At 72.2% G+C, this 14527-nt stretch carries 12 protein-coding genes; 9 read left to right on the top strand and 3 right to left on the bottom strand.

Annotation, left to right across the window (positions count from 1 at the left end; translation table 11 throughout):
* The first annotated feature begins 49 nt into the window (after positions 1-49).
* The 4 genes from ilvD to ACPZVR_RS09375 are packed head-to-tail and all read left to right on the top strand — an operon-like array spanning position 50 to position 4577.
* On the top strand, positions 50-1897 hold the full coding sequence (ilvD, locus tag ACPZVR_RS09390; protein WP_436699311.1) for a dihydroxy-acid dehydratase: 1848 nt from the start codon (positions 50-52) through the stop codon (positions 1895-1897).
* Between the two features lie 27 nt (positions 1898-1924).
* Positions 1925-2890 carry a pyridoxamine 5'-phosphate oxidase family protein gene (locus tag ACPZVR_RS09385; RefSeq protein ID WP_436699310.1) on the top strand — a complete coding sequence of 322 codons (966 nt, stop codon included), beginning with the start codon at positions 1925-1927 and terminating at the stop codon, positions 2888-2890.
* Positions 2887-3852, top strand: coding sequence for a hypothetical protein (locus tag ACPZVR_RS09380; RefSeq protein WP_436699309.1), 966 nt, complete (start codon positions 2887-2889; stop codon positions 3850-3852). Before ACPZVR_RS09385 ends, ACPZVR_RS09380 begins: the two co-directional genes overlap by 4 nt.
* 11 nt (positions 3853-3863) lie before the next feature.
* A complete protein-coding gene (locus ACPZVR_RS09375) occupies positions 3864-4577 on the top strand; it encodes a GNAT family N-acetyltransferase (protein ID WP_436699308.1) in 714 nt (237 codons plus the stop codon).
* Here ACPZVR_RS09375 and ACPZVR_RS09370 read toward each other — a convergent pair.
* Positions 4564-6408, bottom strand: coding sequence for a lipase family protein (locus ACPZVR_RS09370; RefSeq protein WP_436699307.1), 1845 nt, complete (start codon positions 6406-6408; stop codon positions 4564-4566). The genes ACPZVR_RS09375 and ACPZVR_RS09370 overlap by 14 nt on opposite strands.
* An 87-nt stretch (positions 6409-6495) precedes the next feature.
* On the opposite strand from ACPZVR_RS09370, the gene ACPZVR_RS09365 reads away from it, so the two are divergent.
* From ACPZVR_RS09365 to ACPZVR_RS09345, 5 genes are all read left to right on the top strand, one after another.
* Positions 6496-6912, top strand: coding sequence for a VOC family protein (locus tag ACPZVR_RS09365; RefSeq protein ID WP_436699306.1), 417 nt, complete (start codon positions 6496-6498; stop codon positions 6910-6912).
* Between the two features lie 341 nt (positions 6913-7253).
* Positions 7254-9029 carry an acetolactate synthase large subunit gene (locus ACPZVR_RS09360; protein WP_436699305.1) on the top strand — a complete coding sequence of 592 codons (1776 nt, stop codon included), beginning with the start codon at positions 7254-7256 and terminating at the stop codon, positions 9027-9029.
* 2 nt (positions 9030-9031) lie between these two features.
* Positions 9032-9571, top strand: a complete 540-nt coding sequence (ilvN, locus tag ACPZVR_RS09355) for an acetolactate synthase small subunit (protein ID WP_436699304.1) — start codon at positions 9032-9034, stop codon at positions 9569-9571.
* A gap of 49 nt (positions 9572-9620) precedes the next feature.
* The gene (gene ilvC, locus ACPZVR_RS09350; RefSeq protein WP_436699303.1) at positions 9621-10646 is read left to right on the top strand and encodes a ketol-acid reductoisomerase; all 1026 of its coding nucleotides are present in this window, start codon (positions 9621-9623) and stop codon (positions 10644-10646) included.
* 78 nt (positions 10647-10724) lie between these two features.
* On the top strand, positions 10725-11117 hold the full coding sequence (locus ACPZVR_RS09345) for a VOC family protein (RefSeq protein WP_436699302.1): 393 nt from the start codon (positions 10725-10727) through the stop codon (positions 11115-11117).
* Here ACPZVR_RS09345 and ACPZVR_RS09340 read toward each other — a convergent pair.
* Positions 11107-11541 carry an EamA family transporter gene (locus ACPZVR_RS09340; protein ID WP_436699301.1) on the bottom strand — a complete coding sequence of 145 codons (435 nt, stop codon included), beginning with the start codon at positions 11539-11541 and terminating at the stop codon, positions 11107-11109. The two genes, ACPZVR_RS09345 and ACPZVR_RS09340, sit on opposite strands and share 11 nt — an antisense overlap.
* 73 nt (positions 11542-11614) lie before the next feature.
* Positions 11615-14497 carry a PKD domain-containing protein gene (locus ACPZVR_RS09335; RefSeq protein WP_436699300.1) on the bottom strand — a complete coding sequence of 961 codons (2883 nt, stop codon included), beginning with the start codon at positions 14495-14497 and terminating at the stop codon, positions 11615-11617.
* Between the last annotated feature and the right edge of the window lie 30 nt (positions 14498-14527).

Here is a 14527-nt window from a genome sequence, read left to right as displayed (position 1 = left end):
GGACTGAGATGGGCCCGGGCGGTGTGACCGGCAGGCGTAGCCTTGGTCCATGCCCACCCTCCGTTCCGCGACGTCCACCTCGGGCCGCAACATGGCCGGCGCGCGCGCCCTCTGGCGCGCCACCGGCATGACCGACTCGGACTTCGGCAAGCCGATCATCGCCATCGCCAACTCGTTCACCGAGTTCGTCCCCGGCCACGTGCACCTGCGTGACCTCGGCAAGATCGTGGCGGAGTCGGTGGTGGCCAACGGCGGCGTCGCCAAGGAGTTCAACACGATCGCCGTCGACGACGGCATCGCGATGGGCCACGGCGGCATGCTCTACTCCCTGCCGAGCCGCGAGCTGATCGCGGACGCGGTGGAGTACATGGTCCAGGCGCACTGTGCCGACGCCATCGTGTGCATCTCCAACTGCGACAAGATCACTCCCGGCATGCTGCTGGCCGCGCTGCGGCTCAACATCCCGGTCGTGTTCGTCTCCGGCGGCCCGATGGAGGCCGGCAAGACGGTCGCGATCGAGGGGATCGTGCACAGCAAGCTCGACCTGGTCGACGCCATGTCGGCCTCGGCCAACGACGCGGTCAGCGACGAGCAGCTCGACGTGATCGAGCGGTCCGCCTGCCCGACCTGCGGCTCGTGCTCGGGCATGTTCACCGCCAACTCGATGAACTGCCTCACCGAGGCGATCGGGCTGTCGCTGCCCGGCAACGGCTCGACCCTGGCCACCCACGCCAAGCGCCGGGCGCTGTTCGAGGAGGCCGGCCGGGTCGTCATGGACCTGTGCCGCCGCTACTACGAGGACGACGACGCGTCGGTCCTGCCGCGCAATATCGCCACCCGGGAGGCGTTCGAGAACGCCGTCGCGCTCGACGTCGCGATGGGCGGCTCGACCAACACCGTGCTGCACCTGCTGGCCGCGGCCCGGGAGGCCGAGCTCGACTTCAACGTCCACGACATCGACGCGATCTCGCGCCGGGTGCCGTGCCTGTCCAAGGTCGCGCCGAACTCCCCGAAGTTCCACATGGAGGACGTCCACCGCGCCGGCGGCATCCCGGCCCTGCTCGGCGAGCTGCGCCGCGGCGGCGCGCTGCACGAGAACGTCCACGCGGTGCACGCGCCCGACCTCGACACCTGGCTCGGCGCGTGGGACATCCGCGGCGAGAGCCCCTCGGCCGAGGCGCTCGAGCTGTTCCAGGCGGCGCCGGGCGGCGTGCGCACGACCGAGCCGTTCTCCACCGAGAACCGCTGGGGCGAGCTCGACACCGACGCCGCCGAGGGCTGCATCCGCGACTTCGCGCACGCCTACTCCGCCGACGGCGGCCTGGCCATCCTCAGCGGCAACGTCGCCGTCGACGGTTGCGTGGTCAAGACCGCCGGCGTGGCCGAGGAGGCGCTGGTCTTCCACGGCACCGCGATCGTCTTCGAGTCGCAGGACGCCGCGGTCGAGGGCATCCTCGGCAAGAAGGTCGAAGCCGGCCACGTCGTCGTCATCCGCTACGAGGGCCCCAAGGGCGGCCCCGGCATGCAGGAGATGCTGTACCCGACGGCCTTCCTCAAGGGCCGCGGGCTGGGCGCGAAGTGCGCGCTGATCACCGACGGCCGGTTCTCCGGCGGCACCAGCGGCCTCTCGATCGGGCACATCTCACCCGAGGCGGCAGGCGGCGGCCTGATCGCGCTGATCGAGGACGGCGACCCGATCTCGATCGACATCCCCAACCGCAGCATCCACCTCGACGTCGACGACCACGTCCTCGCCGAGCGCCGGGTGCTGCAGGAGAAGCGCGACAAGCCCTACACGCCGCTCGACCGCGACCGCCCGGTCTCGGCCGCGCTGCGGGCCTACGCGTCGATGGCGACCGCCGCCTCCGACGGCGCCTACCGCCGCGTCCCGGACTGACCGGCCGACCGGTCCTGATCGGGCGCCATGGGCAAGGTGTACGAGCGGGTCGAGGGACGCCTGCGCGCCTTCGTCGAGCGGCAGCACGTCTTCTTCGTGGGGACGGCGCCGATGGCCGGCGACGGCCACGTCAACGTCTCTCCGCGCGGCATCCCCGGCACGTTCGGGCTGCTCGACGAGCGCACCTTCGCCTGGGTCGACACGTCGGGCAGCGGCAGCGAGACCATCGCCCACCTGCGTGAGAACGGGCGCATCGTCGTCATGTTCTGCGCCTTCGACGGCGCACCGAATATCGTCCGCTTCCACGGTCGCGGTCGCGTCGTGACGCGCTACGACGAGGGGTACGCCGGGCTCGCGGCCCACTTCGTCGACCTGCCCGGCGCCCGGGCCGTGATCGTCGTCGACATCGACCGCGTCTCCGACGCCTGCGGCTACGGTGTCCCGCTCATGGACTACGCCGGCGAGCGCGACCTCCTCCCGCGGTACTTCAGGCGCAAGGGGGTCGAGGGCTCCGCCGACTACCGGCGTCGCAAGAACCGCACGAGCATCGACGGGCTGCCGGCCTACGACTACGACCCGCTCGACGAGTGGGCGACGCTCGACGGGCTCGGCCGGATCCGCGAGCGGCTCGCCGCGCAGATCGACGACTGGGCGTACCCGCTGTCCTTCGCGCTCGCTCTCGACGGCGAGCTCGGCCACGTGAACCTCCCCGGCGGTCGGCACGGCCTGGCCGCCGTCGTGCTCGCCACCGTGCTCAAGCACGACGGCTCGACCGCGACCCTCGCGGTGAGTCCGCAGCAGCTGAGCGAGGCGATCACCGCCCTGGCGCCCGCGACCGCTTGCACGGAGGTCGACCATCCGAACCTCGCCGCCTGGCGGGCCCTCCGCGACGCGTACGACGAGCGCGGCGGCGCGATCACCGCCGTGTTCGTGCGGGACGGGGCGGACCCGGTGACCTCCGCTGTCGACGCCGACCTGCGCGGGCGCTGGTGACTCCTCCGCACCGCGTGGCCGCGGTCGTCATCGTGGCGCTGGCGCTGCTGCTGGCGGCCTTCACCGACCCCGGGCACGGCTCCCGTGACGACTCCGGCGTGCTGCGGCTGCTGACCGGGCCGGCACCCGCGTCCCCGCAGGAGGCGGAGCCGGACGCCGAACCGGCTCCCGCCACGGGCACGGCCCGCTGGCGCAGCGAGCGCGTGCTCCCGGACCGCGGGATGCTGGTCGCCTACTACGGCACGCCGGGCACCGGGGCGCTCGGCGTCCTCGGCGAGTCCGCGCCGCGGAAGGCGTTCCGGCGGCTGATGCGGGCGGCCCGCCCGTTCGAGCGCCCGGGCCGGCCGGTGCGCCCGGTGTTCGAGCTGATCGTCAGCATCGCCGACGCCCACCCGGGCAAGGACGGCGACTTCACCCATGACGTGCGCACGGCGCAGGTCCGCCGGTACGTCGACGCGGCCCGCGAGCTCGGCGCGCTGCTCGTCCTCGACATCCAGACCGGTCGCTCCGACTTCCTGACGGTGGCGCGGCGATGGTCGTGGGCGCTCGAGGAGCCCCATGTCGGGCTGGCCATCGACCCGGAGTGGCGGATGCGGCGCCACCAGGTGCCGGGGCGCGTCATCGGTGGCGTCGGCGCGGCGGAGGTCAACCGGACCAGCGCCTGGCTGTCGGATCTCGTCGTCGCCCACGACCTGCCCGAGAAGCTGTTCATCGTCCATCAGTTCCGCACCTCGATGGTGCGTCACATCGGCCGGATCGAGCCGCGCGACGGCGTGCAGCTCGTGCAGCACGTCGACGGCTTCGGCACCCGCGGGCAGAAGCTCGACACCTACCGGGTCGTCGCCCGCCCCGACGTCTTCGCGATGGGCTTCAAGCTGTTCTACGACGAGGACGTGAACCTCATGGGCGCGAAGGCGGTCCACCGGATCCGGCCGCGCGTGCGGTTCGTGTCCTACCAGTGAGGGGAGACACGATGGGAGCGACCAACGAGCACGGCCAGCGTGTCGGCGACCTGGTGCCCGGCTGGGAGCCCCGGCCACGACCGGAGCCGGTGCTGCTCGAGGGCCGCTACGTCACCGTCGAGCCACTGACCTCGGCCCGGTACGCCGAGCTCTTCGCGGCGACCTGCGGCGACGGCGACGCGGACCTGTGGACCTATCGGCCGATCCCGCGTCCCCGGTCGCTGCCGGAGCTGTGGATGCACCTCGCCGCGCAGCTCGACGACCCGGCGTGGGTGACCTTCGCGCTCGTCCCGCTGGAGGGCGACGCGGCGGGCACGGCGGCCGGCATCGCGTCGTACCTCCGGATCGAGCCGGCCCACGGCCAGGTCGAGGTGGGCGGCGTCCTCTTCGGCCGGGTGCTCCAGCGCACCCGCGCCGCGACCGAGGCCATCCACCTGCTGATGCGCCACGCGTTCGACGACCTCGGCTACCGGCGCTTCGAATGGAAGTGCGACAGCCGCAACGAGCCGTCGCGCCGGGCCGCGCGGCGACTCGGCTTCGTCGAGGAGGGCCGGTTCCGCAACCACATGGTCGCCCAGGGCCGCAACCGCGACACGGACTGGTTCTCCGTCATCGACACCGAGTGGCCGACCGTCCGCGCCGCCCACCAGCAGTGGCTGGCCCCCGCGAACTTCGACGACGACGGTCGTCAGCGGCGCAGCCTCGTCGAGCTCACGGCGCGGTAGCGCAGTTCGGCTGCGAGGGCCGTCCGGCGAGCCGGTCCTGCGTCCAGGCGACGACGTCGTCGTCGAGCGGCGAACCCGCCTTCAGCACGCTCACGTGGGTGCCGCCGGCGTAGCCGTGGAACTCGACGTCGACGCCCCGGGCGCACAGGTCCGCGACGTAGTCCTGGTTGATCCCGAACGCGATGACCTCGTCCTGCTCGCCCTGGCCGACGAAGAGCGGCGCCGCCCACGGCCCGGTCGGGATGTTCTCCTCCAGGCGCCGGCCGAACCGGCCGTCGAGTGCGCCCGGGCGGACCAGCGGGGTGTCGCGGGCGACCGAGAGGCCGGTGAGGATGGTGACGAGCGTGCCGCCCTCGTCGGTGCAGCGGGACGCGGCCTCCCGGATCAGGGTCCACGCCGAGCGCGGTGCGGCGTCGGCGAGGGCGAGGTCGGCGTAGTAGTCGGCGTACGCCTGCGTCACGAAGGCGATGCCCAGGCTCGCGCCCGGCGCGCCCGGGCGCGCCACCACCCGGTCGGCGATGGCCCGCGGGTTGCTGGCGGGAGACAGCGCCGCCGTGCCGACGACGTCGAGGTCCGGTGCGTACGACGGCGCGAGCTGTCCGGCCCACAGCGCGCTGTGCCCGCCCTGGGAGTGCCCCCAGACCACGGTCCGGCCGTCGAACTCGACGCCCGCGACCTGACGGGCGGCGCGCGCCGCGTCGAGGACGGCCCGGCCCTCGCCCTGGCCGATGAGGTACGGCATGGCGCCCTCCGCGCCCATTCCCGGGTAGTCGCTGGACACGAACGCCCAGCCCAGCTCGGCGAGGCGGTCGGCGCCGGGCTGGCGGTCGGAGGTGAGCACGTCGGGGCCGGTCGACGGCGCGCAGGCGCGGGCGATGCCGACCGTGCCGTGGGCCCAGGTGACGAGGGGGAGCGGACCCGCGGCTCGCTCGGGCACGGCGAGGACGCCCGTGCTGGGGACGATCCGGCCCTGCGCGTCGGTGGTCGTGTAGTAGATCCGGGTGCCGGTCATGCCCCGGGGCAGGTCGCCGTCGTACGGCGCGGTGCGGATCAGCACGCCCGGCTCGTCGGGCAGTGTCGCGGGCGTGTCGTAGAACCCGTCGAGCACCGGTGCCCCGTCCCGGAGCGTGTGGCTGACCCAGGCGGTCCCGCTCGCCGCCACCAGGACGGCGGTCGCCAGCAGGACCCGCACCGCGGTCGGCCGGCGCGGGCGGTCGCGCCGCCGCGGTCCGATCAGCCCGCGGACCAGCAGGGACGCTCCGAAGATGGCCGTCCGGCCGCCGAACAGGATGCCGACGACGATGAGGGTCGCGTCGGGCCAGGTCAGGGCCAGGACGCCGAAGACGATCTCGGCGCCGCCGAGCAGCGCGCCCACGGCGTGCGCCCACGACCGGCGCCGGGCGAACCGGAGCGCGCCGAGAGCGCCGGAGACCAGCAGCACCACCCCCGCGGCGGGCGCGAAGAGGTCGACGTCGCGGCCCCACCACACCAGCCCGCTCAGTCCGGCGAGCAACCACCAGGCACCGGTGGCGACCCGGATCCGGTCGGTGCCGTGGGGGCGATCGGCGTCGTCGGGGTCGCCGGGGCCGTCGGGGTGGTCGGGGTGGTCGGCGAGGTCGGCGAGTCCGGACAGCAGGCAGCTCGCCGCGAGGTAGATCCCCAGGAACCCCACCGCGGTCAGTGGCCGGACGAACAGGAACAGGCCGAGGGCGACGAGCACGGCACCGACGGCGGCGAGCACTCCGCGGGGCGCGCCCGCGACCAGCCAGGGGACGGCGCGGAAGCGGGACCGCGACCGTGGGGCGGCTGACTCGGTGGGTCCGGTCGTCATGCGTCGAACGTAGAGGACCGGTTGCCGGGGATGGCGCAGGCGAGCGGTGCGCGGTCGCTGTCGGAGGGTGGTGCTTGGGTCGGGGCCATGGACCAACGGATCAGCTTCATCACGCTCGCGGTGGACGACCTCGACGCCAGCCGGCGCTTCTATCGCGACGGTCTCGGCTGGACCCCCGAGCTCGACGTCCCGGGCGAGGTGCTCATGTTCAAGGCGGGCCAGCTCCTCGTCCTGTCGCTGTGGGAGCGCAGCCACTTCGAGGCCGAAGTGGGGGCGACCATGACCGGGCCGGGCGTCGCCCCGCTGACGATCGCCCACAACCTGCCCACGCGGGCGGGCGTCGACGAGGTGCTCGAGACGGCCCGCGCGGCCGGCGCGTCGGTCGTGCACGAGGCCGAGGAGCGCGACTGGGGCGGCTACTCCGGCTACTTCGCCGACCCCGACGGCTACCGGTGGGAGATCGCGTTCAACCCGGGGCCGGTAGGAGAGGTGGTGCTGCCCTGAGCTGCATTCAGCCCGGGTCCCGCCCCGGCCGTGGCGACCGGGCGCGCCGTCGGTGTCGCCGGGCAGGCCGGAGGCTGGCTGCGGTCCGAGCAGGACGACATCTGAGACTGGCGTCTTGCGATCTGGGACGAAGTGCGACACTGGTTCGACGGCACGACGTGCGGCGGCTACGGTGAGTCCATGCTTGACCTGATTCTCGTACCCTCCGGACGCGCCGGCTGAGCCTGACCAGGACTTCCGTCAGACGAACGCCAGCGCGTCCACCCCTCGTTGCCCAGCAAACGAGGGGTTTTTTGTTGAGTACGACGTAGCCACCCCAGCAGAGACAAGGAACGACCAGGATGAGTGAGCAGCAGGGCTCGGGCACCGACTCCCCGGCGCAGGGCATCACCGGAGCGCAGAGCCTGGTCCGGTCCCTCGAGGCGGCCGGGGTCACCGACATCTTCGGCATCCCGGGTGGCGCGATCCTCCCGGCGTACGACCCGCTGATGGACAGCAGCATCCGCCACATCCTCGTGCGCCACGAGCAGGGGGCGGGCCACGCCGCGCAGGGGTACGCCGCCGCGTCCGGCAAGGTCGGCGTCTGCATGGCGACCTCGGGCCCGGGAGCGACCAACCTGGTCACGCCGCTCGCCGACGCGCACATGGACTCGCTCCCGATGGTCGCGATCACCGGTCAGGTCGGCGCGTCGCTGATCGGCACCGACGCCTTCCAGGAGGCGGACATCCGCGGCATCACCATGCCGATCACCAAGCACAGCTTCCTGGTGACCGACCCCGCGGAGATCCCGACCAAGATCGCCGAGGCGTTCCACATCGCGTCCACGGGGCGTCCGGGTCCGGTGCTCGTCGACATCACCAAGTCGGCGCTGCAGTCCGCCACGAGCTTCCAGTGGCCGACCGAGCTGAACCTGCCCGGCTACCGACCGGTGACCCGGCCGCATGCCAAGCAGATCCGCGAGGCCGCGCGGCTGATCCTCGAGTCCCGCAAGCCGGTGCTCTACGTCGGCGGCGGCACCATCCGCTCGGGTGCCGCCAAGGAGCTGGGCGAGCTCGCCGAGCTGACCGGGATCCCCGTGATCACCACGCTGATGGCACGCGGCGCCTTCCCCGACAGCCACCCGCAGCACCTCGGCATGCCCGGCATGCACGGCACCGTGGCCGCCGTCGCGGCGCTGCAGAAGAGCGACCTGATCATCAGCCTCGGCGCCCGCTTCGACGACCGCGTCACCGGCAACCTCGACTCGTTCGCGCCCGGCGCGAAGGTCATCCACGCCGACATCGACCCGGCGGAGATCGGCAAGAACCGGTTCGCCGACGTCCCGATCGTGGGTGACGTCCGCGAGGTGCTGGTCGACCTGATCACGACGCTGCGCACCGAGCAGGAGGCCGGCAACACCGGCGACTACGAGGGCTGGGTCGAGTTCTGCGCCGGCGTGAAGCGGAAGTATGCGCTCGGCTATGACGCGCCGGCCGACGGCGGCCTCGCGCCGCAGTACGTGCTGGAGCGCCTCAGTGCCATCTCCGGCCCCGACACGATCTACACCGCGGGCGTCGGGCAGCACCAGATGTGGGCCGCGCAGTTCATCGGCTACGAGCGCCCCAACACCTGGATCAACTCCGGCGGTCTCGGAACGATGGGCTTCTCGGTGCCCGCCGCGATGGGCGCGAAGGTCGCGATGCCCGGCCAGACGGTGTGGTCGGTCGACGGCGACGGCTGCTTCCAGATGACCAACCAGGAGCTCGCCACCTGCGCGATCAACGACATCCCGATCAAGGTCGCGGTCATCAACAACGAGTCGCTCGGCATGGTCCGGCAGTGGCAGACGCTGTTCTACAACGAGCGCTACTCCAACACCGACCTGCACTCCAAGCGGATCCCCGACTTCGTCAAGCTCGCCGAGGCCTACGGCTGCGTGGGCCTGTCCTGCGAGACGCCGGGCGACGTCGACGCGACGATCCAGAAGGCGATGGAGATCGACGACGTGCCGGTGGTCGTCGACTTCCGGGTCCACCGCGACGCGATGGTGTGGCCGATGGTCGCCGCCGGCACCAGCAACGACGACATCAAGTACGCGCGCGACCTCGCGCCCCAGTTCGACGAGGATGACCTGTAGAGATGGCCAAGCACACCCTGTCCGTCCTCGTCGAGGACAAGCCCGGCGTCCTGGCGCGGATCTCGGCCCTGTTCAGCCGTCGCGGGTTCAACATCGAGTCGCTCGCGGTCGGCCCGACCGAGCACGCCGAGATCTCGCGGATGACCATCGTGGTCAACGTCGAGTCCTCGCCGCTGGAGCAGGTGACCAAGCAGCTCAACAAGCTGGTCGAGGTCATCAAGATCGTCGAGCTCGACGCGGCCGCCTCGGTCAACCGCGAGCTGGTGCTGGTCAAGGTCGGGGCCACCGCGGAGAACCGCGGCGAGGTGCTCGACGTCGTCCAGCTCTTCCGGGCCAAGGTCATCGACGTGGCCTCCGACGCGATCACCATGCAGATCGTCGGCAACGACGGCAAGATCGCCGACTTCCTGCGCGTGCTGGAGCCCTTCGGGATCCGCGAGCTCGTGCAGTCGGGCATGGTGGCCATCGGCCGCGGGCCGCGCTCCATCTCGGAGCGCAGCAAGCCCGTCGCCGTACCCGTGCCGCCGGCCGCCCACGCCTGAACCACACCGCATCCATCAACCAGCCCCAACCAGCAAGGAGAAGCCCGACGTGGCTGAGATCTACTACGACGACGACGCCGACCTGTCCCTGATCCAGGGCAAGCACGTCGCCGTCATCGGTTACGGCAGCCAGGGCCACGCCCACGCGCTGAACCTGCGCGACTCCGGCGTCGACGTGCGCGTCGGCCTCAAGGAGGGCTCGAAGAGCCGCGCCAAGGCCGAGGAGGAGGGCCTGCGCGTCCTCACCCCGCGCGAGGCGGCGGAGGAGGCCGACGTCATCGTCATCCTCGCCCCCGACCAGGTGCAGCGCCACCTGTACGCCGACGACATCGCGCCCGCGCTCGCCGAGGGCGACACCCTGGTCTTCGGCCACGGCTTCAACATCCGCTTCGGCTACATCCAGCCGCCGGCCGGCGTCGACGTCATCCTGGTCGCCCCCAAGGCCCCGGGCCACACCGTGCGCCGTGAGTACGTCGCCGGCCGGGGCATCCCCGACATCATCGCCGTGGAGCAGGACGCCTCGGGCAAGGCCTGGGACCTCGCGAAGTCCTACGCGAAGGGCATCGGCGGCACCCGCGCCGGCGTCATCAAGACGACCTTCACCGAGGAGACCGAGACCGACCTGTTCGGTGAGCAGTCGGTGCTGTGCGGCGGTGTCTCGCAGCTCATCCAGTACGGCTACGAGACCCTCACCGAGGCGGGCTACCAGGGCGAGATCGCCTACTTCGAGGTCCTCCACGAGCTCAAGCTCATCGTGGACCTGATGTGGGAGGGCGGCATCGCCAAGCAGCGCTGGTCGGTCTCCGACACCGCCGAGTACGGCGACTACGTCTCCGGCCCGCGCGTCATCGACGGCCGCGTCAAGGAGAACATGCAGGCCGTCCTGGCCGACATCCAGAGCGGCGCCTTCGCCGAGCGGTTCATCGCCGACCAGGACGCCGGCGCGCCGGAGTTCCAGGCGCTGCGTGAGAAGGCCGCCCAGCACCCGATCGAGGCCGTCGGCAAGGTGCTGCGCTCGCACTTCTCGTGGGCGCAGACCGACGACGACTACACCGAGGGCTCGGCTGCTCGCTGACCTCGCGTCGTACCCGGCACGACACCCCCGGACCCGCCTGGGCCGGGGGTGTCGGCGTCCGGTGGCACAGTCGTGGGCATGGGCTATCCACGACTGCGCAGCACCGTCCTCGACACCACCGACGTCCCCGCGCTGGCGGAGTTCTACCGCCGGCTGCTCGGCTGGTCCTATCCCGAGGGCTTCGACCTCGACGCGTCCGCCGACTGGCTCGCGATCGTCGGACCGGCGGGCGAGCGGCTCTCCTTCCAGCAGGTCGACGAGCTCGCCCCGACGACCTGGCCGAGCACGGAGGTGCCGCAGCAGCTGCACCTCGACTTCCAGGTCGACAGCCGCGCCGACCTCGACGAGAACCACGATCGTGCCCTCGAGCTGGGCGCCGTCGTCCGCCTCGACCGCTCCGACGACCCCGAGGAGCCGCTCCGGGTCTACACCGACCCGGCGGGCCACACCTTCTGCCTCTTCACCCGCTGAACACCAGGAGCACAGCGCCGGCGCCGACCAGGGCCACCCCACCCCACTGCACCGCGGAGAGGCGCTCGCCGAGCAGCGTCACGCCGAAGACGGCGACCAGGACGACGCTGAGCTTGTCGACCGGCGCCACGAGGGAGGCGTCGCCGACCTTGAGCGCGCGGAAGTAGCAGATCCACGAGGCTCCGGTCGCGAGGCCGGAGAGCACGAGGAACAGCCAGGTCCGGCCGCTGATCTCGCCCGGGGAGTGGAACTTGCCGAGCGTCATCAGGATCAGGCCGAGCGTCACCAGGATCACGATGGTGCGGATGAAGGTGGCGACGTCGGAGTCGATCTCCTTCACGCCGACCTTGGCGAAGATCGCGGTCAGCGCGGCGAACACCGCCGACAGCAGTGCCCAGAACCACCAGGTCGAGGTCAGGTCCACAACGAGCTCCGTAACGTCATGCGTCGCGTGGACTCGAGCCCACGGAACGCACGACGTTAGCGCAGCGGGGACCTCAGTGGAGCGCGATGGTGACGCTCGTCCCCTTCGCCGCCGCGTCGGTGGTGGCGACCTGGTCGCCGTACCGGCCCGCCGCGACCGGCCCGCCGGTGTCCGCCACCAGGGTGTCGACATGGCCGCCGCCCACGCCGATCAACCGCTGGCGCACCGCGGACCCGGCGGGCTCGGTGAACGCCGTGGTCGCGGATGAGCGGTCCGACCAGACGGTGACCACCCAGTCTCCCGGGGTGGTCACCGTCGGGCTGCGGTGCGCCGTGGTCGCGGTGGTCTCGCCGCTGCCGGCGATCGCGGCGACCGGGCCGGTCGCGGAGGTCCCGGAGTAGGCCAGGACGACCAGCGTCGCCTTGACGGTGGTGGCGCCGAAGCCGACCGTGACAGTGCGCCCGGCATCGTCCGGGGCCGCCACCCGTTGCCAGACCACGGTCGTCAGCGCGTCGGTGGTGGCGGGCGCGCCGACCTGGCTCCAGCCCGCCGGCGCGGCCGGCATCGCGGTGGTGGCGGCCGAGACGATGGCGACGAGGCCGTCGCCGGCCTGGGTCGCCGCGGGGATCGGCGTGACGACGCTCGTCGCGTTGGTCACCTTCCCCGTCGCGTCACGGAACCCGACCTGACTGGTGCCGCCCTCGATGACGATCGGCTGGGTGGTGGCGGCCGTGGCGCCGTCCTCGTCGGTGACGGTCAGTGTGACGTCGTACGACCCGGGAGCGGCGTACACGTGCTCGGAACGGGCGCCGGTGGCGGTGGCGCCGTCGCCGAAGGTCCAGGCGTACGACGTCACGGTGCCGTCGGCGTCGCCGGACGCGCGGCCGTCGAACGAGCAGGTCTGGCCGGAGCAGGAGCTGACGAAGGACGCCGTCGGCGCCACGTTCGCGAGCGGTCCGAGGAACATGGTGCCGCTCGACCACTGCGGGCTGGAGTCGATGCCGGAGCCGGTCACGCGGGTCCACGACCCGCCGACGACGCCGTCGGTCACGGGCAGTCGCCAGAGCTGGTTGGTCGTCATCCCGGCCCACAGGTGCCCGTCGGCGTACACGAGGTTGCGGACGTCCTGGAGCAGGGGGAGGTTCGACGACGCGACCGTGAACTCCTGCGCGCCGAGCACCATGCTCTCCGGCGAGAACCACCGCCAGAACACCTTCCCCTGCAGTTGGCGGGTGTAGTAGAGCCGTCCGTCGGCGTACGCGAGGCCCGTCACCGAGGACATCTGGCCGTACAGGCCGGGCACCCGGCCGCGGTAGGTCTGGGTGCCGCCGCCGGTGGTCACCGTACTCCACAGCGGGTCGTTGTAGGGATCGATGACCGCGTCCGGTCCGAAGGTCGTGCCGTCGAAGGTCCGGCGGTGCAGCCTGCCGTCGGTCCACCCGTAGACCAGCGTCGAGCCGATCATGAACGCGCCGCGCGCGTTGTTCCAGCTGCCCGCGCCGGTCGTCGCGACGGTGGTCGGCGCGGTCACCGAGGTGCCGGAGAACTGACGGGCGGTGACGGTCGTCCCGGAGAGTCGGTAGAGGCTGCGGGGGAGGACCGGGTCGGCCTGGGTCACCGGCGCGGTGCCGCCGTCGACGGGGAAGAACGCGAGCCGCTCACGGCGGTACTCGCCGTTGCCGATGTACTGGGTGTCGCTCCCGACGTACAGCCCGTGGTCGGTCACCAGCAGCTCCTCGGCCCCGACGCCGCGCGGGTGCCGGCCCGGGTTCCACGAGAGAGGTACGCCGTTGAGCGGGTCCAGCGCGGCGAGGCCGGGGCGCGGCACCTGGCCGGCCTGCTCGTCGGCGCCGCTCTGGACGGCGTTCATCCACTTCTGGTGCCCGCCGACGTAGACGGCGTTGTCGGACACGGCGACCGAGAGCAGCGAGTCCTGCCCCGTCGCCGCCTGCCAGACCGGCTCGACGGCCTGTCCGGTCGCGGCGATGTCGAAGCGCGCGGCCGAGTCGCACAGCGTCCCGTTGTAGCCCGCCCCGCTGGAGGCGATGACGAAGTAGGCGCCGTCGGGCGAGAAGTCGACGTCGCGGACGTAGGAGTCGAAGGCGTTCTTCTGGCAGGCGGGCGTGTAGCGCAGCGTCCTCCAGTCGGGGTCGACGGACGCCTGGTCGGCGCCCAGCCGGATCAGCATCACCTGGTCGCGGTCGAGGCCGTCGGCATGCTTGAAGTTGCCGATCGCGACCATCCGGGAGCCGTCCGGGCTGGCGGCCAGCTTGGCGACGCCGACCGGCGCCCTCGCCGTACCGGAGGGCCAGTTGTGGTTGGTGTCGACGGCGATGCGCAGGTAGTCGTCCACCGCGCCCGTCGTCGCGTCCAGGGAGGCCAGGCCGGCCCGGGGGAGCGTGGCGACGGAGGTGAAGCTGCCGGCGATCAGCAGCCGGCTCCCGACCAGTGCGATGTCGAGGATCCCGCCGTTGGGGCTGGGGTTCCGGAAGGCCGTGACCAGCGCGCCCGTCGCGGTGTCGATCTTGATGAGGTTGCGGACCCGGGTCGTGCCGGCCAGCTTGAAGGTGCCGGCGACGTAGAGCGCGGTCCCGTCGGGCGACGGGACGAGCGCGTTGACGCTGCCGTCGAGCGCCGGCAGGAAGGCCGGGTCGACGACCCCGGTGCTCCGGTCGTACGCGAAGAGGTACGGCGTCGCGAGCTGCGCGCTCGTGCCCGGGTTCTGGGTGGTGGTGAACGTGCCGCCGACGAACACCCGCGAGCCCACCTCCGCGATCGCCAGCGTCCGGCCGTCGAGGATGTGGGGCGTGGTCGCCGGCACGGCCGACGGGATCAGCCGGTGGTGGGCCGGCTGCGCGAGCGCGGGCCGCCCGCCGGCCGACACCAGGGTGAGGGCGGTGGCGGCCACGAGCATCAGGACCGCGAGGTGGATGCGGGTCCGACGGTGTCCCTGCACGGTGCCCCCAGGTGAATCGACCGAGACGAC

The organism is Nocardioides segetis (assembly GCF_051390595.1).
In the GTDB taxonomy this organism is placed as follows: domain Bacteria; phylum Actinomycetota; class Actinomycetes; order Propionibacteriales; family Nocardioidaceae; genus Nocardioides.
This window is presented reverse-complemented; position numbering and strand designations above follow the sequence as displayed.